At 40.8% G+C, this 21,745-nt stretch carries 23 protein-coding genes and 1 other annotated feature; of the genes, 21 read left to right on the forward strand and 2 right to left on the reverse strand.

All coding sequences use genetic code 11. The features are described from left to right. The first annotated feature begins 37 nt into the window (after positions 1–37). From EHS13_RS13350 to sigG, 6 genes are all read left to right on the forward strand, one after another. A complete protein-coding gene (locus tag EHS13_RS13350) occupies positions 38–826 on the forward strand; it encodes a cell division protein FtsQ/DivIB (RefSeq protein WP_155700817.1) in 789 nt (262 codons plus the stop codon). Between the two features lie 204 nt (positions 827–1,030). Continuing rightward, on the forward strand, positions 1,031–2,263 hold the full coding sequence (gene ftsA / locus EHS13_RS13355; protein WP_155700818.1) for a cell division protein FtsA: 1,233 nt from the start codon (positions 1,031–1,033) through the stop codon (positions 2,261–2,263). Between the two features lie 30 nt (positions 2,264–2,293). Beyond that, entirely contained in the window at positions 2,294–3,508 is a 1,215-nt protein-coding gene (gene ftsZ, locus EHS13_RS13360) for a cell division protein FtsZ (protein WP_155700819.1), read from the forward strand. Between the two features lie 264 nt (positions 3,509–3,772). Beyond that, the gene (gene spoIIGA / locus EHS13_RS13365) at positions 3,773–4,696 is read left to right on the forward strand and encodes a sigma-E processing peptidase SpoIIGA (protein WP_155700820.1); all 924 of its coding nucleotides are present in this window, start codon (positions 3,773–3,775) and stop codon (positions 4,694–4,696) included. Positions 4,697–4,810: 114 nt separating this feature from the next. Next, positions 4,811–5,533, forward strand: coding sequence for an RNA polymerase sporulation sigma factor SigE (sigE, locus tag EHS13_RS13370; protein WP_155700821.1), 723 nt, complete (start codon positions 4,811–4,813; stop codon positions 5,531–5,533). 63 nt (positions 5,534–5,596) lie between these two features. Beyond that, on the forward strand, positions 5,597–6,379 hold the full coding sequence (gene sigG, locus EHS13_RS13375) for an RNA polymerase sporulation sigma factor SigG (protein ID WP_155700822.1): 783 nt from the start codon (positions 5,597–5,599) through the stop codon (positions 6,377–6,379). Between the two features lie 128 nt (positions 6,380–6,507). Here sigG and EHS13_RS13380 read toward each other — a convergent pair whose 3' ends face one another. Continuing rightward, complete coding sequence (locus EHS13_RS13380; protein WP_155700823.1) at positions 6,508–7,260, reverse strand: alpha/beta hydrolase; 753 nt, start codon at positions 7,258–7,260, stop codon at positions 6,508–6,510. Between the two features lie 86 nt (positions 7,261–7,346). Here EHS13_RS13380 and EHS13_RS13385 point away from each other — a divergent pair, with 86 nt between their 5' ends. The 9 genes from EHS13_RS13385 (at position 7,347) to ileS (ending at position 14,954) form a co-directional block, all read left to right on the forward strand. Further along, positions 7,347–7,703, forward strand: a complete 357-nt coding sequence (locus EHS13_RS13385; RefSeq protein ID WP_405083560.1) for a spore coat protein CotJB — start codon at positions 7,347–7,349, stop codon at positions 7,701–7,703. 100 nt (positions 7,704–7,803) lie between these two features. Next, positions 7,804–8,106: a YlmC/YmxH family sporulation protein gene (locus EHS13_RS13390; RefSeq protein WP_155700824.1), complete on the forward strand. Its 303-nt coding sequence runs from the start codon at positions 7,804–7,806 to the stop codon at positions 8,104–8,106. Positions 8,107–8,168: 62 nt separating this feature from the next. Beyond that, the gene (pgeF, locus tag EHS13_RS13395) at positions 8,169–9,011 is read left to right on the forward strand and encodes a peptidoglycan editing factor PgeF (RefSeq protein WP_155700825.1); all 843 of its coding nucleotides are present in this window, start codon (positions 8,169–8,171) and stop codon (positions 9,009–9,011) included. Positions 9,012–9,039: 28 nt separating this feature from the next. Then, positions 9,040–9,720, forward strand: a complete 681-nt coding sequence (locus tag EHS13_RS13400) for a YggS family pyridoxal phosphate-dependent enzyme (protein ID WP_155700826.1) — start codon at positions 9,040–9,042, stop codon at positions 9,718–9,720. 26 nt (positions 9,721–9,746) lie between these two features. Then, positions 9,747–10,163 (forward strand): cell division protein SepF, encoded by a 417-nt coding sequence (locus EHS13_RS13405; protein ID WP_155700827.1) that lies wholly within the window; start codon positions 9,747–9,749, stop codon positions 10,161–10,163. Positions 10,164–10,195: 32 nt separating this feature from the next. Beyond that, positions 10,196–10,477 (forward strand): YggT family protein, encoded by a 282-nt coding sequence (locus tag EHS13_RS13410; RefSeq protein ID WP_155700828.1) that lies wholly within the window; start codon positions 10,196–10,198, stop codon positions 10,475–10,477. A 14-nt stretch (positions 10,478–10,491) separates the two neighbouring features. Then, on the forward strand, positions 10,492–11,271 hold the full coding sequence (locus tag EHS13_RS13415) for a YlmH family RNA-binding protein (protein WP_155705347.1): 780 nt from the start codon (positions 10,492–10,494) through the stop codon (positions 11,269–11,271). 92 nt (positions 11,272–11,363) lie between these two features. Continuing rightward, positions 11,364–11,840, forward strand: coding sequence for a DivIVA domain-containing protein (locus EHS13_RS13420; protein ID WP_155700829.1), 477 nt, complete (start codon positions 11,364–11,366; stop codon positions 11,838–11,840). A gap of 65 nt (positions 11,841–11,905) precedes the next feature. Continuing rightward, positions 11,906–12,139: a binding site (T-box leader), on the forward strand. A 49-nt stretch (positions 12,140–12,188) separates the two neighbouring features. Continuing rightward, a complete protein-coding gene (gene ileS, locus EHS13_RS13425; RefSeq protein ID WP_155700830.1) occupies positions 12,189–14,954 on the forward strand; it encodes an isoleucine--tRNA ligase in 2,766 nt (921 codons plus the stop codon). Between the two features lie 94 nt (positions 14,955–15,048). Here ileS and EHS13_RS13430 read toward each other — a convergent pair whose 3' ends face one another. After that, on the reverse strand, positions 15,049–15,771 hold the full coding sequence (locus tag EHS13_RS13430; protein ID WP_155700831.1) for a TraR/DksA C4-type zinc finger protein: 723 nt from the start codon (positions 15,769–15,771) through the stop codon (positions 15,049–15,051). Between the two features lie 107 nt (positions 15,772–15,878). Here EHS13_RS13430 and lspA point away from each other — a divergent pair, with 107 nt between their 5' ends. From lspA to EHS13_RS13460, 6 genes are all read left to right on the forward strand, one after another. Then, a complete protein-coding gene (gene lspA, locus EHS13_RS13435) occupies positions 15,879–16,403 on the forward strand; it encodes a signal peptidase II (RefSeq protein WP_155700832.1) in 525 nt (174 codons plus the stop codon). After that, positions 16,372–17,316, forward strand: a complete 945-nt coding sequence (locus EHS13_RS13440; protein WP_155700833.1) for an RluA family pseudouridine synthase — start codon at positions 16,372–16,374, stop codon at positions 17,314–17,316. The genes lspA and EHS13_RS13440 overlap by 32 nt, the downstream gene beginning before the upstream one ends. An 84-nt stretch (positions 17,317–17,400) precedes the next feature. Beyond that, on the forward strand, positions 17,401–18,636 hold the full coding sequence (locus EHS13_RS13445) for an LL-diaminopimelate aminotransferase (protein ID WP_155700834.1): 1,236 nt from the start codon (positions 17,401–17,403) through the stop codon (positions 18,634–18,636). A gap of 315 nt (positions 18,637–18,951) precedes the next feature. Continuing rightward, positions 18,952–19,497, forward strand: a complete 546-nt coding sequence (pyrR, locus tag EHS13_RS13450; protein WP_155700835.1) for a bifunctional pyr operon transcriptional regulator/uracil phosphoribosyltransferase PyrR — start codon at positions 18,952–18,954, stop codon at positions 19,495–19,497. 6 nt (positions 19,498–19,503) lie between these two features. Then, positions 19,504–20,421, forward strand: coding sequence for an aspartate carbamoyltransferase catalytic subunit (locus EHS13_RS13455; RefSeq protein ID WP_155700836.1), 918 nt, complete (start codon positions 19,504–19,506; stop codon positions 20,419–20,421). Between the two features lie 36 nt (positions 20,422–20,457). After that, positions 20,458–21,744, forward strand: a complete 1,287-nt coding sequence (locus tag EHS13_RS13460) for a dihydroorotase (RefSeq protein WP_155700837.1) — start codon at positions 20,458–20,460, stop codon at positions 21,742–21,744. Position 21,745: the final 1 nt, after the last annotated feature.

Raw genomic sequence — 21,745 nt, forward strand, 5'->3', positions numbered from 1 at the left:
ATTTAAGACCCTTGTTATAGATTAGGATGGTGTTAAGGTGGAAACCGTACAAAGCCAAATTCCAGCATTAAAAAAAGACAAGCCAAGGAAACGTAATGGCCGAAGAATCATTTTAATATTATCGGGGCTTTTTATAGTGCTGCTTGTTATCTTGTTTTTCCAGTCATCCATAAGTAAGGTTGCCCAAATACATATTACAGGCTTCGAACTCATTTCAGAAACTGCCATTGGACAAGCTTCAGGTATCTCAATTGGAGATTCCTATTTTTACACAAGCTCAGCTAAAATCGCACAAAGAGTGAAAACGTTAAAAACAATCGATACCGTTAAAATTACCAAAAAGTTTCCCGGCTACATTCATATCGAAGTGAAAGAATTTCAGCGTGTTGCTTTCCAGTTGAATAGTGATGGGGATATGGAAGCCATTTTGGCAGATGGAAGCACAGTTAGTTTAAAAGGAAGGTCACCGACAATAGATCGGCCAATTATGTCAGGCTGGAAGGATATTGATCCTTGGAAAAACAAACTATGTGCCGTATTAGCGCAAATTCCAGAAGCCTTGCTGTCAGACATTTCCGAAATTAAGCCTATTCCTTCTGTAGCCTACGAGGATAAAATAAAAATTTATACACGCTCAATGTTTGAAGTCAATACAACGGTCGGTTACTTGCTGGAAAAAATTCCTTATATGAGCTCATTGATTAACGATACAAAAGAAAAACAGAATTCAACGGATGGAATTCTATCTTTACTAGATTCTGATTATGGGGATCGGTTTGAGAAAGATAAGGATCCTAATGAACTTGTGGAGTCGCCTGCTCCTTGATGAAAACGGACACATAAACCTACTATTTATGCAAAATAAAACTACTCATCCCTATTAATTAATGGTAAACTTAAGATTATGGGCTTCGTGTATCAATAGCCAAATTTTAACTTGCAAAAATATTGTTTAAAAAAGAGGGAATATAACAACCATGTTGAATAAGTACAAAAGCTATATTCAGAACGTTCTAGGAGGTGCCAGGGCTTGAGCAACAATGAAGTCATTGTTAGTTTGGACATCGGTACATCTAAAGTGCGCACGATTATTGGAGAAGTATCGAACGGATCCATTAATATAATTGGGGTAGGTTCTGCCGACTCGGAAGGAATTCGTAAGGGAGCTATCGTTGATATCGATCAAACGGTTCAATCTATCCGAAATGCGGTAGAGCATGCTGAGCGCATGGTCGGAGTACAAATATCTGATGTTTATGTGGGTATTTCAGGAAGTCACATCACTTTACAAACCAGTCATGGTGTCGTAGCAGTTTCCAATGAAGATAGAGAGATCAGCGAAGAAGATATTATTCGCGTCCTACAGGCAGCCAAAGTAATTGCATTACCCCCTGAGCGTGAAATTATCGGCGTCGTTCCAAAGCAGTATCTAGTAGATGGCCTAGAAGGAATCCAGGATCCGCGAGGAATGATTGGTGTTCGTCTTGAAGTTGAGGCAACTATAATTACAGGTGCCAAGACTGCGATACATAATCTACGCCGTGTCGTGGATAAAGCAGGCTTAAAGGCATCTAGTTTAATTCTGATGTCACTCGCTGCTGGACAGCTTACCCTTTCCAAAGATGAGAAATCGATAGGTACTATTTTAGTAGATATTGGTGCAGGAGCTACTACCATTGCTGTTTTTGAGAATGGGGCTATTGCAGCTACTTCAACTTTACCGATTGGTGGAGAATACATAACCAACGATATTTCAATCGGACTTCATACTCAAATGGAACATGCTGAGAAAATGAAGCTGAAATTTGGCTGTGCGTTGGTTGATATTGCAGCACCCGAGCAAGGATTTAAAGTGCCGAGAATCGGCAGTAATGTGGATAAAGAATTCACCCAGGTGGAATTAGCAAGTATTATCGAACCAAGGGTTCAAGAAATATATCAATTGATCCGTGCTGAGGTTTATCGCTTAGGCTACGGTGATGCTCCAGGTGGTTATGTTCTGACTGGGGGGACCGTATCTATGCCAGGAATGCTTGCGCACGCCCAAGCTGAGTTAGCTGCTTCTGTGCGCATTGCAGTTCCCGACTATATTGGCGTACGTGACCCTTCTTACACTAGCGGAGTGGGTATCATTCAATTTGTTTCCAAATCCGTTAAAAACAGAAGCACTGGTTATGTAAAGAGCACAACCTCAAAAAAGTCAGATAAGAAAAAAACAAATTTAGTAGAAAAATTTAAAAATTGGTTAAGTGACTATATTTAGAAGCTTTCCGTGAGGAGGATAAACATTACTATGTTGGAATTTGATATTGATATGGAGCAAAGCGCTAAGATAATAGTAATCGGTGTTGGCGGCGGCGGAAGCAATGCAGTCAATCGAATGATCGAGAACGGAATTCAAGGTGTTGGTTTTATTACGGTAAATACAGATGCGCAAGCATTGAACCTTGCCAAATCAGATGTAAAGCTCAAAATAGGTGAAAAGCTAACACGTGGTCTTGGTGCTGGCGCAAATCCAGAAGTAGGTAAAAAAGCAGCAGAGGAATCACGGGAAGCTATTATTCAAGCGATTAAAGGCGCTGATTTGGTATTCGTGACTGCAGGAATGGGCGGCGGTACAGGTACTGGCGCAGCTCCTGTTATTGCAGAGATTGCCAAGGAATGTGGAGCCTTAACAGTAGGTGTTGTTACGCGACCTTTTACTTTTGAAGGACGTAAACGTGCTTCACATGCAGAGCAAGGAATCGCAGCACTGAAAGAAAAAGTAGATACCTTGATTGTTATTCCTAATGATCGTTTACTTGAAATTGTCGATAAGAAGACACCGATGATCGAAGCATTCCGTGAAGCGGATAATGTACTTCGTCAAGGCGTACAAGGGATTTCCGATTTAATTATGGTTCCTGGACTTATTAACCTAGATTTCGCGGATGTTAAGACGATTATGTCTGAACGTGGTTCTGCTTTAATGGGAATTGGAATTGCAACCGGTGAAAACCGTGCTGCAGAAGCTGCGAAGAAAGCAATAATGAGCCCTTTATTGGAAACTTCAATCGAAGGTGCTCGTGGAGTTATCATGAACATTACAGGTGGTTCTAATTTAAGCTTGTATGAAGTGAACGAAGCGGCTGAAATTGTTATTGGTGCATCTGATCCAGAAGTAAACGTTATTTTTGGAGCGATTATCGATGAGAATATGAAGGAAGAAATTAAAGTAACTGTTATTGCTACAGGCTTTGAACATAAACCTAGCGCACCGATAGTTCGACGTCCTACATCACAGCTTCCTCAGAGTTCAAACCACAATAGCAATCAAAGCACTAACAACAATATCAATAATAACAATAATAACAATAATAATAATAATAATAACAATGTTCAGCAGCATAATGAGCCTGCAGAGCCAAAAACGGCTAATCTTCGTCCTTTTGGTGCTCAAACTCCCAATGATCAGCTAGACATTCCTACCTTTTTACGTAATCGCGGTAAGAATAGCATGAATGATTAATAGGATGGTTCTAGTAAATTGAATAATGAACAATAAAAACCTCTAAATCCAGCAATCTAGTTGCTGAAATTTAGGGGTTTTTATTTGTCGAAAACCTCGAAATACAAGCCGTTTTATTGCTTGCGTTTCGAGGTTTTTTTTCGACAAAAAAACCAAAAAGCTCAGGCGGTTTTAGACAGACTTCGTAAAGCTAAACCAGTATACTAAGCTCATTCATCGCGAAAGGCGTGTCTATGCAATGGAATATTTTTGGAGGCTTCAACGGTGATAGTGTATGTGGATCTTATTTTTTTTATGAATTTTGTAATTGATGGAGTTCTTTTGCTAGCTACTGGATGGACTCGAAAAATCAAAATGAAGGGTTGGAGAATTGCCGCAGGAGCTGGCATTGGCGCTTTGTATGTCATCATGATGTTATTTCCTGAGACATCCATTTTATTTACCTTTATCTTTAAGTTTATTTTCTCCGTTTTTATGATTTTGGTGTCTTTTGGCTTTGGTCAAATACAACGGTTTTTCCGTACCTTGGGCGTTTTTTATCTGGTTAATTTTGTAGCTGCTGGTGGTATCTTGGGCATTCATTATTTATTGCTATCCTCTGGCGATGTAATGAATGGAATCTGGTATACACATACGGGAGGATTATCTTTTCATGTGAAGCTGAGTATGGGTTTCGTTCTCATTGCCTTGTTGCTTGTAGTTTGGTTTTATTTGCGAGTAACAAGAACCTCTCAACGTCAAATGGAAGTTTCCCAGTGGATAACTGATTTGAGAATTCAGTTGGATGAGGTTGAATTTACTTGCAAAGGATTGATAGACACAGGGAACCGACTCTACGATCCCCTAACCAATATGCCTGTAATGGTAGTTGAAGTAGGGTTACTGCATGATTATTTGCCGGAAGTTTGGATTAAGAGAATTCAAAATGCAGAAGTTGAACAAATTTTTATGGAATTAGACAAAGTGGATTTTAAAGGACAAGAAAGAATCAGACTAGTTCCATTTCGTGGAATTAATAAAGGAGGGCAGTTCATGCTGGCGATTAAGCCAGATCAGGTTATGGTTCGCAATAATGAGCAGTGGATCACAACTAATAAAGTATTGGTAGGCATGGATGGAGGCAAGCTTAGCTCGGATGGTGCTTATCAAGCAATACTGCATCCGAAGTTAATTGAGATAGAAACATGAGAACGATTTATTCTAACAATGCTTATGAAGTGAAATTGCTAAAGTAAACTCTGCTAATGCTTGATTATGCTTACGATGAAAGTTTTCTTACGAAAACTCTGGGAGGAAAAGTTAATGGTTTATAGGTGGAAGCTTTTACTGCAGTGGCGCTATTATCGCTTTATTCTGTTACTTGGATTGAAAAATAATGAAATTTACTATATCGGGGGAAGTGAAGCTTTGCCCCCGCCCTTAACACGTGAGGAGGAAGAGGTTTTGCTTCAAAAGCTAACAACAGGAGACGCTGCAATTAGGGCGATGCTAATTGAACGCAATTTAAGACTCGTTGTTTATATTGCTCGCAAATTTGAGAATACAGGGATTAATATCGAGGACCTGGTTTCGATCGGAGCCATTGGTTTGATTAAAGCAGTCAATACATTTGATCCAGAGAAGAAAATAAAATTAGCTACGTATGCTTCCCGTTGTATTGAGAATGAAATATTGATGCATTTGCGCCGTAATAGTAAAACACGAACCGAGGTTTCGTTTGATGAACCGTTGAATATTGATTGGGATGGCAATGAGTTGCTTTTGTCGGACGTGCTTGGAACTGAGAATGATACGATTTATCGCAATATTGAGGAGCAAGTTGATCGTAAACTATTGCATAAGGCTTTAGATAAATTATCGGAACGGGAACGAGTGATCATGGAGCTTCGCTTCGGATTAACCGATGGAGATGAAAAGACACAGAAAGATGTGGCGGATTTACTGGGAATTTCGCAATCTTATATTTCTCGATTGGAAAAACGAATTATTAAACGTCTACGCAAAGAATTTAATAAGATGGTTTAAAGCATAAAAAAAACTTCCTCGGGGATAATTAACATTAATGTTTCTCCTTGGGAGGTAATCACGGTGACGCGTAATAAAGTCGAGATTTGCGGTGTGGACACCTCAAAGCTGCCTGTCCTTACCAATGCAGAGATGCGCGAGCTATTCGTACAACTGCAGACGAAAAATGAACGATCAGCTAGAGAAAAGCTGGTCAATGGCAATTTGAGATTGGTATTAAGTGTGATCCAACGGTTTAACAATCGTGGAGAGTTTGTGGATGATCTTTTTCAAGTCGGCTGCATTGGTTTGATGAAGGCTATAGACAATTTTGACCTTAGTCAGAATGTGAAGTTTTCAACCTACGCCGTGCCCATGATCATTGGAGAGATTCGACGGTATCTTCGAGATAATAATCCCATCAGAGTTTCGCGGTCCCTTAGGGATATTGCGTACAAGGCACTTCAAGTAAGGGACAACCTCACGAATATGAATTCTCGCGAGCCAACCATTTATGAGATTGCTCAAGCTTTAAACGTACCTAAGGAAGATGTTGTGTTTGCATTAGATGCGATTCAAGACCCTGTATCCTTGTTTGAGCCGATTTATCATGATGGTGGCGACCCTATCTATGTTATGGACCAAATAAGCGATGACCGCCATAAGGATGCCTCTTGGATTGAAGGCATTGCTTTACGAGAAGGGATGCGCAAGCTAAATGTTCGTGAGAAAATGATCCTTTCCATGCGCTTTTTTGAAGGGAAAACACAAATGGAAGTTGCTGATGAGATTGGGATATCGCAAGCTCAGGTTTCCCGTTTAGAGAAATCCGCTATATCTCAGATGCAGAAGCATGTGAAAACTTAAGAAGTCTTACTGTGAAATGTTTAAATAAAGTTTTTATCTATGTAAGTATTCAGGTTATTGAGATGCGCGAGCTTCTTAATAACCTTTTTTAATGCGCTCTAATGTGCTTTGATGTGCACTAATGTGCTTTAATGTGGCATAGATCTGCGAACTAACCATTCTAGCGCATCTGGCAGTCTTTTGATGAAATGTTCGGTGGTATGCTTGCCAGCCTGAGCAATGTGGAAATGCAATTTATCTTGATTGAACCCGCTGGATTTAAACAGTTCGTAGAAGGCTTGATTACTTTTTAACATGTTGCTGCCTTCAGCTTTACTCACATCTAAATATAGCTGTAGATTTGCAGGTAATGTCATTCTGGATGCGAAGTCATAAAAACCCTCAAACCAGACAGAAGAAGACAGACCTGCCACTTTGCCAAAAATCCCCGGAAATTGTAAGCCGCCATAAATCGCAATAAGACCTCCTAAAGAACAACCAACAATCATCGTATTCAAATTATCCGTTAATGTTCTATAATGCTGATCTACTAGTGGTTTGACGATTTCTGTTAAGTAATGCAAGTAAGCATCACCCAGACCGCCAAATTCTCCATAAAGATGAGAGTCTTTTGTTGATTTCCAAGGGGTATATTCATCATTCCTATGTAAAGCTTCAACTGCGATTATAATAAATTCAGCCATAGTACCCTGTTCAAACCATGACTCGAAAATTTGAATATTCGAACATACCAGAGGATCAATAAGTCTCTTGCCATCCTGCAAATAAATCACGGGATAAGTTTTAGCAGAAAGTGCATAACTAGGAGGTAAATAAACCCAAATGCTGCGTTCAATAAAAATTTCTTGAAATGTTCCTTTTATGGAGTGACTAACGCTCAAATCTTATCAGCTCTTTCATGATTTAATGTTTTTTTTAAGTATACATGATGAAGCTGTGAATTTGGGGGAAACTAAGATGCATCCAGGTGTATACTAATCAATCCACCCACTATGATTCACAAGTTGATTTTTTGGTTATTTCAGAATTAACAAGTAATTCCAACATAGAAATGGAGCTGAATGAAATGAATTCTTATGAAGCCGATTCCAATCAGTTGTTAAATGAGCTGCAGGCATTAGATTTTGCACTTGTAGAGTTAACCTTATATTTAGGCTCACATCCTTATGATGAAAATGCGATCAAACAACATAACGAATTAGCAGAAAAACGACATGCTACCCGTAATGTGCTAGAGAATCATAACAGAGAATCAAGCACTTCAGAGGACAGTGACTCAAGCGGCTGGAGATGGAGCTTAACGCCATGGCCTTGGCATGTTTAATTTTTTGAGCTTTTTTTGAGACAATTGAACATTTTTCTGATTAGGGACATATAGTAATAAGGAAAGAACCCAATAAATCAGAATACGTGGTGATTGCCTCGTGAAAATCTCGGATTTCCAGTCGAAAGATGTGATTAATATTGTGGATGGCAAGAAGCTTGGCCAAGTCAGCGATTTGGAATTAGATCTAAGACAGGGCCGAATTGATTCGATTGTTGTTCCGCATCAAGGGAAGTTTTTTGGGTTTTTTGGCGGTGGGACAGATGTTGTAATCCCTTGGAAGGATATAGTAAAAATTGGCTTGGATGTTGTGTTAGTTAAGCTCGATGATCCACGTTTGTATCGTGTTGTTGATGATAGTGAGCCCTTGCAGGATTACATTAGACCGTCTCGGGAGAGGTAACAATTGCTATTTACTTGTGTTACTATAAGACGAACAAGGGGATGAGGACGGAGGGATTCATAATGGAACCGTTTATAAAAGAAAATAGCAAGGAGCTTACTCTTTTTACTATTGATTCATGGCAGAAGCTATATCCACAGCTTAAGGTAGGATTTTCTTCCCGTTCTGGCGGGGTTAGCTCAGCCCCATTTCATTCACTGAATATTGGACTTCATGTTCTAGATAACACAGAGGATGTTCTGCTCAATCGACAACGTTTGGCTAATTCGGTTAATTTACCCATCGAATCTTGGGTTTATGCGGAGCAAGTTCATGGCAATGAAGTCGAAGTACTTACTTCAATAGATCGAGGGAAGGGTATTTATTCCCGTGAAACTGCGCTTCAAGCGAAGGATGCTTTTATAACCCAAAGCACGAATATATGCATAGCTGCTTTATTTGCGGACTGTGTACCTTTATACTTTTTTGATCCAGTCCATCAAGCTATCGGTCTCGCTCACGCTGGTTGGAAAGGCTCCGTTCAGGAAATAGCAGCAGTTACAATAAATCAGATGCAGCAGCAATATAATAGTCAACCACATGAAATTATCGCCGCTATTGGACCTTCTATCGGGATTTGTTGCTTCGAAGTAGATGAGACCGTTATGAACCGAGTATGGCAAATATTTGGCAAGGACATGCTATGGGATTTAGAGGATCCCCCGCTGTATAAAGAGAAGGAAAATGGCAAATTCCTTTTAAACTTGCAAGAAATCAACCGACAAATTATGATGAAAGCAGGAATATTGCCGTCGCACATCGAAGTAACAGAGTACTGCACAAGCTGTCGTACCGATTTATTCTTTTCACATCGCAAAGAAAATGGCAAAACAGGTAGAATGGTTGCTTGGATTGGTTTGATTTAAGGGATTATAGAATGAGGTGGAGCCACCAGTGTCATTGCAAGAACGTACAATTGAAGTAGAGCAGCGGGTATTGGAAGCTTGCTTGCGTAGTGGCAGAAAGCGCGAAGAAGTGCAAATTATTGCTGTAACTAAATATGTCTCCCTTGAAGCTGCAGGTGAAGCCATACACAGCGGCTTGACGCAAATTGGCGAAAACCGCTGGCAGGATGCGCAAGCGAAATGGGAAGCCTATGGTGATGAAGCAAATTGGCATTTTATCGGTCATCTGCAAACGAACAAAGTAAAAGATGTTATCGGCAAGTTTCAGTTTATTCATTCCTTGGACAGGCTTTCATTAGCTGAAGAATTACATAAAAAAGCGCTGGCTTTGAACATTCAAGTCGATTGCTTTATCCAGTTAAATGTATCTGGTGAAGAAACCAAATACGGATTAGCTCCAGATGAGTTCTTCTTATTCGCTGAGCAATTACGCGAATTGCCTAATATTCGAATTGTTGGTCTAATGACCATGGCCCCTTATGAGGCGGAGAAAGAATCAACACGTCCTGTATTTCGGGAATTACGGCGTTTGCGTGATGAGTTAAATGCTAGACAAATTCTCGATTATTCTATTCCACATCTTTCCATGGGCATGTCTAACGACTTCGAGGTTGCGATAGAAGAAGGAGCCACTTGGGTTCGACTTGGTTCTGTACTGGTTGGCAAATAATATAATAGGTGAAGGCTGGTGTTATTATGGGCGTTATGAATACATTTATGAACTTCTTGGGCTTGCAAGAGGAAGAAGAGATTGTCGAAAGAGAACGAGTTGTAGATTCACCTGAAGAGAATGAAACCAAATCCTTTGAGCAACGTAAAAACAAAGGGAATATCGTAAGCATCCATTCGCAAAAAAATGTACGAGTCGTTCTAAATGAACCTCGCACGTATGAAGAAACTCAGGAAATTGCCGATCATCTTCGTGCACGCAGACCTGTTGTTGTTAATCTTCATCGGGTTCGTTCTGATCAAGCAATAAGGATTGTAGACTTTCTTAGCGGTACCGTGTATGCTTTGAACGGTTCCATATCAAAAATTGGCTCCAACATTTTCTTATGCACACCAGACTCTGTAGAAATTCAGGGTTCTATTTCAGAGGCGCGTGAGGATTAAGCGGATAACACTAAACAGAGGTGACAGAATCGATGAATGTCAACAGTATTAATGATTTTATTTTTTATTTAGGAACGATTTATAAGTGGTTGCTTATAGCTTATATTCTGCTTTCATGGGTCCCGAACATTAGAGACAGTTTTATTGGCGAGCTGCTTGGAAAGATTGTCGAGCCTTATCTAGCTCCATTCCGTAAACTAATCCCTCCAATTGGCGGCATGATCGATGTTTCACCAATCATTGCATTCTTTGCATTAGGTTTTGTAATCAAAGGAATACAATATATCGTTGAGATTATAGGCAATCTATTCTAATGAACAAGCAATCGATGAACAAACAGCTATATGTACATTTTCACTCCGATGAGCATCATTTTGTAGATAAAGCTTGGGAATGGATTTCTCAGGCAAGTGAACTGCATATGGTGAAAAGAACTGATTTTCTTGATCCAAGACAAGCCGTAATCGTAACAGCACTTGTTCAAAAAACAGATAATGTGATAGTTCGATTTGATGGCGGCTATGAAGGTGCAGAAAGAAAACGCGCACTCATTTCCCCGGACTATCATATGGATCTAGAAGATATGGGCATTGAAGTTTTATCCATTGTAGGCGGGGATAGCAAGTTTTTAACCCTGACTCATGGTGATTTTATGGGTTCGATTCTTGGCCTAGGTATGAAACGTGATAAAATTGGTGATATCCATGTGCATGAATCAGGCTGTCATTGCTTAGTTGCTGCAGAAGCAAGCTCATATCTTCATCTCCAGCTTCAGCAGGTTCATAAAGTTGCTGTGCAAACCGAGATTATTCCATTGGAACAATTCAAACCCACAAAGGTTAATTTAGAGGAAATGCATATCTCCGTAGCTTCGTTAAGAATGGATGGTATAGTCAGTGATGCTTTTCGCTTGAGTCGAGCCAAAGTGCTGCTGCCTATTAAGGCAGGGAAGTGTCGAGTCAACTGGAAGGTTGAGGAAGATCCCAGCAAGCCGCTTAATGAAGGAGATCTCATTTCTGTGCAAGGACTTGGTCGATTTAAAGTTTTGGAAGTCGAAGGAATGTCTAAAAAAGGCAGAATACGCATGAAAATTGGTCGGTTTAAGTAAAGATCAGCTTTTTGCTTCTGCTTTTGCAGGAGTTTTATTTTTTTTGTCGAATTGCTTTTTAAGGATTGTTTATTATTTTGAGGAGGTTTATCATGCCATTAACGCCGTTAGACATACATAACAAGGAATTTAAGAGAGGCTGGCGCGGTTATGACGAGGATCAGGTTAACGAATTTTTGGATCAAGTAATCAAGGATTATGAGGCAATGATTCGCGAAAACAAAGAATTGCAAAACCAGGTTCAGACCGTACAAGAGCGCTTAAGCCACTTTGCGACAATGGAAGAAACATTAAGCAAGACGTTAATTGTTGCGCAAGAAACAGCAGAAGAAGTTAAGATGAATGCCAAAAAAGAAGCTCAGCTCGTTATGCGTGAAGCTGAGAAGAATGCAGATCGGATCATCAATGAATCCTTAGTTAAATCTGGAAGAATTGCTCTGGAAACTGAAGAGTTAAAGAAGCAAGCTTCCGTGTATCGCACACGTTTTCGGATGCTGGTTGAAGCTCAATTGGAGCTTATCCAAACCGAAGGCTGGGATACTTTAGAAACTCGGACTGGATTAGAGTAACAGTAAGTTGCGATTTATTGACGTAGTCCGTTAAATCCGCTATACTCCATTTAATTAATGTACATCAGAAAGCGATGAATGGGACGAGTACAACGAAGGAATGAAAGCAGCGAATTAGGAATTGGTGAGAGCCTAATATTCATTCACGTTGGAATATCATCCACGAGTATCTCTTGAATAAGTAAGCTGTAAAGAGTATCGGGTGATTCCGTTAACAATCATCGAGTGGGGTTTATGCTGTATTCTATACAGCATGAAGCTTATTAGGGTGGTACCGCGAGTTAACTTTCGTCCCTTTGGGATGGAGGTTTTTTTTGTCTATTTACTGAAAAAGAGGAGTGTAGAAAGATGGATTATGGAAAAACCTTGAACTTACCGCAAACAGATTTCCCTATGCGAGGAAATTTGCCACAAGCAGAACCGAAAATTCAGCAATGGTGGGACGAAATTGATATTTATGCACAGGTTCAAGCTCAAAGTAAAGGCAAACCGAAATTTATCCTTCATGATGGTCCTCCATATGCTAATGGAGATATTCATATTGGGCATGCTTTGAATAAGATACTTAAGGATATCATTGTGCGCTATAAATCGCTTCAAGGCTTTGATTCACCTTTTGTACCAGGCTGGGATACACATGGCTTGCCGATTGAACAGGCCATTACGAATGGCGGCAAGGTGGATCGTAAGAAAATGAGTATCTCTGAATTCAGAGAATACTGTAAGGAATATGCGCTAAGCTGGGTAGAGAAACAAAAAGTACAATTTCAGCGCTTAGCTATCCGAGGTGATTGGGAAAACCCATATATCACTCTACAGCCTCAATATGAAGCACAGCAAATTCGTGTTTTTGGCGATATGGTTAAAAAAGGTTATATCTACAAAGGACTGCGACCGGTATATTGGTCTCCATCCTCTGAGAGTGCATTAGCTGAAGCTGAAATCGAATATAAGGAGAAAACTTCTCCTTCCATATATGTAGCGTTTCAAGTTAAAGATGGTAAAGGCAAGCTGCCTCAGGATGCGGCAATCGTCATTTGGACAACGACTCCTTGGACGCTGCCTGCTAACTTGGGAATTAGTTTAAATCCTAAGTTCATTTATGTAGTTGTAGAAGTTAACGCGAAAAAATATATAGTTGCAGAAGGTTTATTGGAGAGTGTTTCTAAGGAATTAGAATGGAACGAAGTTAAAGTTCTTGATAAAATTCTCGGAGCAGACTTGGAATTCGTTACCTGCCAGCATCCTTTTTACGACCGTGAGTCCTTAGTTATGGTAGGCGAGCATGTAACTTTAGAAGCGGGAACAGGCTGTGTTCACACTGCACCTGGTCACGGTGAGGATGACTTTAGTATTGGCCAACGTTATAACCTGGGTGTCTTATGTCCGATTGATGATCAAGGGAAATTCACACTAGAAGCCCCTGGTTATGAAGGGATTTATTATGAAAAAGCTAATACGCTGATAACAGACAGACTCCAAGAAAGCGGACATTTATTAAAGCTTAGCTCGGTTGTGCATCAATACGCACATGATTGGAGAACCAAGAAGCCAGTTATTTATCGGGCAACAGAGCAATGGTTCGCATCGATTGATAAATTTAGAGCTGAAATGCTTGAAGAAATTAAAAAAGTGAATTGGACCCCTCACTGGGGCGAGCTGCGTTTGCATAATATGATTGCCGATCGTGGAGATTGGTGTATTTCTAGACAGCGTGCTTGGGGAGTTCCGATTCCGATTTTTTATTGCCGCAGCTGTAATCATCCTCTGGTCAATGAGCAAACTATTGAGAAGGTAGCCTCTGTGTTTGAAGCGGAAGGCTCGAATGTCTGGTTCATTAAGGATGAAAAAGAGCTTTTACCTGATGGGATTACCTGTCCTGAATGCGGGCACGATCAATTTCGTAAAGAAAATGATATTATGGATGTATGGTTCGATTCAGGCTCAAGCCACATAGCTGTTCTAGAATCCCGTCCAGAGCTGCAATGGCCTGCTGATTTATACATGGAAGGCTCAGATCAATATCGCGGCTGGTATAACTCATCCTTAATTACAGGTACTGCAGTGCGTGGCAGCTCGCCATACAAGGCAATTCTGAGTCATGGTTTTGCACTAGATGGTGAAGGCAAGAAGATGTCTAAATCTTTAGGCAATACTATTGATCCCAACAAAGTTTGCAATAGCTTAGGTGCTGATATCTTGCGTCTGTGGGTTTCTTCCGTTGATTATCAATCGGATGTACGAATTTCGGACAATATCCTTAGCCAAATAACAGAAGTTTACCGTAAAATCCGCAACACCTTAAGATTCTTGTTAAGTAATTTAGCTGGTTTTGATCCATCGACAGATCAAGTGAGTGAAGATCAGCTGGATGAATTGGATCGTTTTACTTTGGGACAGCTGGATCAAATGTCTGAACGCGTTTTAGCGGCTTATGAAAGCTATGAGTTCCACATTGTTTACCAATCCGTGCATCATTTCTGTGCAGTGGATTTAAGTGCGCTTTATCTGGATATTGTTAAAGATCGCCTTTATGCAAGTTCTCCTAATGGTGCAGGGAGAAGAGCGGCTCAGACTGTTTTGTACGAAGCTTTAACAACGATTACTCGCTTAATTGCACCAGTTCTACCTCATACTGCGGATGAAATCTGGAAGTTCATTCCGGGTGTTGAACAAATCAGTGTGCAGCTCTCTCAGATGCCTAAGGTCGAGCAGAATCGATATGATGCAGCTTTAGAGCATAAATGGCTGGAGTTCATTGAAATTCGGGATGACGTTCTAAAAGCACTGGAAGATGCACGGGCTAAGAAACTAATCGGCAATGCATTAGGAGCAACAATTGATTTATATGTGGATGAAGCTACTGCTGGTTTATTGTCAAAGTTCGAACAATTGGAACAATTGTTTATTGTTTCAAAGGTAGTCGTGCATACAGAAAGCAGCATTCCAGATGAGGCGATCCAATTTAAAAAACTAGCCGTTCGGGTGACATCAGCTGAAGGTGAAAAGTGTGAGCGATGCTGGAATGTAACATCTGAAGTAGGCGAAAGTCCGGTTCATCCAACTCTTTGTAAACGTTGTGCTGAGGTTGTTTCAGCTCATTATGAGGTTTAATAAGCAAAACCGATTACTGAATTCATATTAAGCGAAGGTGGATAAATTGTCGCTGTTCTGTCCTCAGGTTTCGGTCTTGCCATTGAATAAACAATTAATCAAGATTATCTGGCTCTAAAAGAGGTTCACCTTCTTGGTTAGCTATATATTCACGATAAGCTTTATTTCGTACAATGGATACATGCTTTCCATAAATATCAGTCGCAATAAAGCTCTCATAAGCTTCAACGTAGCCTTCACTTTCTTCAGCATCATTGAATAAATCGTTGTAGTTGTGCACTTCGCGATTCGACGACATAGCTGGTGAATCGGCATTGCCCCAGCTTTCGACAATTTGCCAAGCATCATCCCCATTAAAATGATCTTGTTTGGCATAGCTGTCTGCGCTCGTTGGTCCATATGGAATGGCTAATACCTCTTCTTCAATAGGGCGATTATCAGAAATTTCTTGCTCTGGCGAATGTGCAACACAAAAGCGAGTTTCTGGAAGGATTTGTAGTCTTTCAAAAGGTATGGGTTGATTGCAACGATCACATAAGCCATAATTTTGAGAATCAATTCTTGATAAAGCCTCTTCGACCTCAGCTAAGTGCATTTCCGTGTTCTCGTTAAGGGCTAGATCCTTGCTTTTTTCGTATAAATCCGTTGCATTATCGGCTGGATGATTATCATAATTCGATAATTCTCCAGAGGATTCTCGGAGAGATGAGGCCAGTCCATAATTGTCGCTGTTTTCTAGAAGCTTGGATAAACTGGATTTTTGCTCAAGTAGCAGCTGCTTTAGTTCAGCTTTTTGTAATTTAGATAGTGGATTCATTAGAGTTATCTCCTTTCATCGCGCTTGCTATTGCTTATTATTCACCGAGTCGCGTTATACTAAGAGAGGTAAACTTACCCTTAATGCAGTGAAAGGTGGACCCAAAATTGATTTATTATGCTTTGGCATTGCTTTTGATTCTTATCGATCAGGCGACGAAATGGTTGATCGTACATAATTTTACTTTGTACGAATCACGTTCTGTAATTGGGGATTTTTTTCTAATTACTTCGCATCGGAATAGTGGGGCTGCTTTTAGTATCCTCGAAGGACAACAATGGTTTTTCTATATTATTACGGTGATTGTAGTCATTGGGATGATTTGGTATTTGCAGAAAATGCTACGGGAAAAGAAACGCTTATTAGCCGTAGCGATTAGTTTTCTAATTGGTGGAGCACTGGGTAACTTTACTGATCGGGTATTCAAAGGGGAAGTTGTCGATTTTTTGCAATTTAATTTTGTTTTTTCATTTTTCGGACATGCTGTTGATTATACATTTGCGATTTTCAACTTTGCAGATACGGCAATTACGGTAGGTGTAGTACTGATATTTATTGATGCATTACGAGGTTGGTTGAAAGAAAGAAGAGGGAAAAGCAATGAAGCCTATGGATCTGGAACAATTGAATAGCCATGATTTAACCGTAGAACCAGAGCAAGCGGGTGAACGGATAGATAAGTACATCGCGGATTCTTTGGAAGAAGGATTTTCGCGTACCCAGGTTCAGCAATGGGTTAAGGATGAGCATATTAAAGTTAATGGCAAAGCTGTGAAAACGAATTATAAGCTGCGCGCAATGGATGAAATCGTTTTGATAATCCCAGAGCCAGTTGAGCTTGATATAGCTTCTGAAGAAATGGAGCTGGATGTTGTTTATGAAGATAGTGATGTCATCGTAATCAATAAGCCAAGAGGGATGGTCGTACATCCTGCACCTGGACATTACTCTGGAACTTTGGTTAATGGGTTGATGTTTCACTGTAAAGACCTCTCTGGAATAAATGGGGTCATGCGACCGGGGATCGTTCATCGCATCGATAAAGATACCTCTGGTTTATTAATGGCTGCCAAAAATGATTTAGCACACTCAAGCTTAGCGGAACAATTGAAGAATCATACGGTTACGCGCAAATATCTAGCTTTTGTTCAAGGTGTCATCTCCCATGAGAATGGGACCATTGATGCGCCAATCGGCAGAGACCCTCACGACCGTAAGCTTTATACGGTAACGGAACGTAATAGTAAAGAAGCTATTACTCATTTCTTAGTTCAAGAGCGTTTCTCGGAGAATACGTTAGTGGAGTTAAAGCTTGAAACGGGACGTACTCACCAAATTCGCGTGCATATGAAATTCATTAAGCATCCGTTGATGGGAGACCCCTCTTATGGACGTGGAGGGCGCAACGAGTTTATCGATGGACAAGCTCTGCATGCTGAGGTTTTAGGCTTTGTACATCCGCGAACAGGGGAGTATCTTGAGTTTAAAGCTCCATTACCTGAGGATATGCAATTGTTATTGCAAATGCTAAGGGATCGTTCATAAATGCTTGAAAAAATATAGGCATAGATGGTAAAGTAGTGTGATGATGAAACAAACATTATGGATTATAAAAGGAGCAATTCATTCATGGCAAAGGTTAATCAGAATTATCTTCAGCTGCAAGGCAGCTATCTTTTCTCCGAAATTGCAAAAAGAAGAACTAAATTTATTAGCGAAAATCCACAAGCAGATATTATCAGCTTAGGTATTGGCGATGTTACACGTCCACTTCCGGATGCAGTTATAGCAAGTCTTCATGCAGCAGTCGAGGATATGACGGATACAAAAACATTTAAAGGCTACGGCCCTGAGCAAGGCTATGATTTTCTACTGCAGCAAATTGTTGAGCATGATTATGCAGCTCGCGGCATCAACATCCAAACGGATGAGGTTTTCGTTAGCGATGGCTCGAAATGTGATGTCAGCAATATTCAAGAAATTTTTAGCAATGACACTATTATCGCTGTAACAGATCCTGTATATCCGGTTTATGTAGATAGTAATGTAATGGCTGGACGTTCAGGTAACTACAGCAAGCTAACCAATCGTTATGAGAATATCGTATACCTACCTTGTAATTCGGATAACAAATTTATTCCTTCACTGCCTGATCGCAAGGTTGACTTGATTTATCTTTGTTATCCAAACAATCCAACGGGCATGACTTTATCTAAAGACGAATTAAAGAAGTGGGTTGATTTCGCTAAGGCGAATAAATGTATTATTCTTTATGACTCAGCTTATGAAGCTTATATCCAAGAAGATGATGTTCCTCGCAGCATTTATGAAATTGAAGGTGCGCGTGAAGTAGCGATTGAGTTCCGCAGCCTTTCTAAAACAGCGGGCTTCACTGGCGTACGTTGCGCTTATACGGTAGTTCCTAAAGAAGTAAAGGCGTATGACGAGCAAGGTAATGAAATTACTTTAAGAGATCTCTGGAATCGTCGTCAAACAACTAAATTTAATGGAGTATCCTATATTACGCAAAAAGGTGCTGCAGCGATTTATTCCGATGCAGGCAAAGAGCAAATCAGCAAGCTAGTTCAATATTACATGAACAATGCAAAGATCATTCGCGAAGGTATCTCAAGTTTAGGCTTTGAAGTATACGGCGGAGTCAATGCACCTTATATTTGGTTGAAAACACCTGAAGGCTTCGGCTCATGGGAGTTCTTCGATAAGCTGTTGCAAACGGCAAACATCGTGGGTACGCCAGGCGTTGGTTTCGGTCAAAGTGGTGAAGGCTACTTCCGCTTAACGGCATTCGGCAGCTTGGAAAATACAGAACGAGCTATTGAGCGTATTCGAAATATTAAATTTTAATAGTTGAATATTCAGGCGGAGGTCCTTTCAAAGGGCTTTCGCTTTTTAAAACCGAGTTGACATCTTTTGTCGAAAATGCGATAATTCTTTTAATCGAATAGTGCCTTTAATGCAGTCCCGAGAGACTGGCAAGGTGAACGACAAACAAGCTGAATTTCTAGATCGGACAAGATTTCAACCTTTGGGTTGAAATTGACTCTGTATGAGAACATGCTGTCTTTGTACAAACCTCTTGCTTACGGGCTTAGAGGTTTTTTTTTGCCCCAAAATGCTGATAGACGGAATTATCGATCCTTACCGAAAGAAGGTCCATGTATGGCAGAACCCGGAAAGCTTGTTTTGATGGACGAAATAGCAATGCGCCGAGCTCTTACACGCATTGCCCATGAGATCCTGGAAAAGAATAAAGGCGTGGCTAACTGTATGCTGATTGGAATTCGGACACGGGGTATTTTCTTAGCTCAACGGATTGCTCAATTGATTCAGGACATCGAACACATGCCAATTGCGGTAGGCGAGATAGATGTAACTTTATACCGCGATGATATTGCTAGTAAGCAAAGTGGAAATGCCATTACCACCAATCAAGCCTTGGAAATCCGCAGCAAAAAGCTGATCCTTTTCGATGATGTGCTTTATACAGGCCGAACGGTAAGAGCAGCTATGGATGCTTTGATGGATATGGGAAGACCGGAAATGATCCAGCTTGCCGTATTGGTAGACCGTGGACACCGAGAATTGCCGATTCGCCCCGATTATGTTGGAAAGAACGTTCCGACTTCGAAGATGGAAGAGATTGAAGTCCTCCTTGAAGAAGTGGATGAAATCGATCAAGTATTGATCAATCAAACTGGGAGGTAATGCGGAATGGCACAGGTAAAAACTAAAACTCAATCAATCAAGCATTTAATTGGTTTAAAGGGCATGAGTGCACAGGAGATAACATCAATTCTGGACAGAGCTGCTTTTTGGGAGCAATATCCTGCTAAGGTGACTCATTTTCTGCAAGGAAAATTCATTGCTAATATGTTTTTTGAGAATAGCACACGTACGCGATTTTCTTTTGAGCTAGCTGAAAAACGTTTAGGTGCTCAAGTGCTGAACTTCTCAGCCGCGGTATCAAGCGTACAAAAAGGCGAATCCATTTACGATACGGTGAAAACGTTAGAAGCTATGGGAATTGACGCAGGTGTCATTCGCATGAAGCCCAATGGAGTATTGCCTGATCTAGCTAGTAAAATGAGTATTCCTCTAATCAATGCAGGAGATGGACATAATGAGCATCCGACCCAGGCTTTATTGGATGTTTATACAATGCGTAAGCATTTTGGTGAAGTTCGCGGACTGCATGTTGTTATTATTGGTGATATTATGCATAGTCGAGTTGCGCGCTCCAACCTCTGGGCTTTACAAGCGATGGGAGCCAAAGTAAGCTTCTGTGCACCAGATAATATGCATGCGCATGACTTAGACGGACTTGCGGATTATATTACTATGGAAGAAGCCTTGCAAGCGGATGTAGTTATGATGCTGCGGGTACAATTAGAACGACATGAAGAGGGGCAAATTACACCATCTTCTTTAGAATATAGAGCGCAGTTCGGATTAACGGTGGAAAGAGCCTCAAGAATGAAGGCACATGCGATTATCATGCATCCCGCGCCAATCAACCGCAATGTTGAAATCGACGATGAGTTAGTTGAATGCCAACGCTCCAAAATCTTCACGCAAATCGGTCATGGTGTACCGATTCGAATGTCAGTTATTGAAAGAGCATTATCCTAACCTAAAAATCAACTTGGATGGAGTGAGGAAGAAATCATGGGGATTTGGATTATAAACGGTACGTTAGTTCACAATGAGCTTGAAACAACATTATCCCATCTTTACATAGAGCAAGGTAAAATCGCTCAGATAGTTAAAGCGAGTGGCGATGCGCTGCCGGCAACAGACGGACATGAGGTTATAGATGCCAAAGGCGCACTTATCTCAGCAGGCTTAATTGATATGCACGTCCATCTCCGCGAGCCAGGCTTTGAGCATAAGGAAACAATTGCATCAGGAACACGCTCTGCAGCACGCGGGGGCTTTACAACAATCGCTTGTATGCCGAACACAAGACCAGTCATTGACACGGTAGAAACGGTGAAATATGTGCTTGATAAAGCCGAGCAAGAAGGCATAGTACGTGTGCTCCCTTACGGATGCATTACGAAAAATGAGCTTGGCCGCGAGCTGACTGATTTTGCAGCACTAAAAGCAGCAGGCGTCATTGGTTTTACGGATGACGGTGTAGGTGTCCAAAGTGCACAGATGATGAAGGATGCAATGGCAAAGGCAGCAGCCATGGGAATGCCGATTATCGCACATTGTGAAGATAATACATTAGTGGAGGGCGCTCCTGTAAACGAAGGAACTTTCGCAACCAAGCATGGTTTGAAGGGGATTCCTAATGAGTCGGAAGCGATTCATGTGGGGCGAGATATTTTGCTAGCAGAGGCTACTGGGGTTCATTATCATGTGTGTCATGTCAGCACGGAGCAATCGATTCGCTTAATTCGCTTAGGCAAGCAAATTGGGGTTAAAGTGACTGCGGAGGTTTGTCCGCATCATCTATTATTATGCGAAGAAGACATCCCGGGTATGGATGCCAATTGGAAAATGAATCCGCCTTTGCGCTCACGCAGAGATATGGAAGCTTGTATAGAAGCTTTAGAAGATGGCACGATCGATATTTTAATCACGGATCACGCTCCACATAGTGAAGAAGAGAAAGCAAAAGGGATGAATTTGGCACCGTTTGGCATCGTAGGCTTTGAAACGGCATTCCCCTTGTTATATACAAAGTTTGTTGCAACCGGCCGGTGGACTTTAGCCTTCTTGTTAGAGCGGATGACAAGCAAGCCAGCAGATGTTTTCAAGCTAACTTCTGGACGGATAGAAATTGGTGCAGATGCGGATTTAACAATAATCGATTTAGAGCAGGAGAAAGCAGTTGATCCAACTACTTTTGCATCTAAGTCAAGGAATACCCCTTTTACAGGCTGGAAGCTCAAGGGCTGGCCTAAGTTAACTATGGTTGCAGGTAAAGTAGTGTGGAGTGAATAAA

The sequence above is a fragment of the Paenibacillus psychroresistens genome, assembly GCF_009728935.1.
In the GTDB taxonomy this organism is placed as follows: Bacteria; Bacillota; Bacilli; order Paenibacillales; family NBRC-103111; genus Paenibacillus_AC; species Paenibacillus_AC psychroresistens.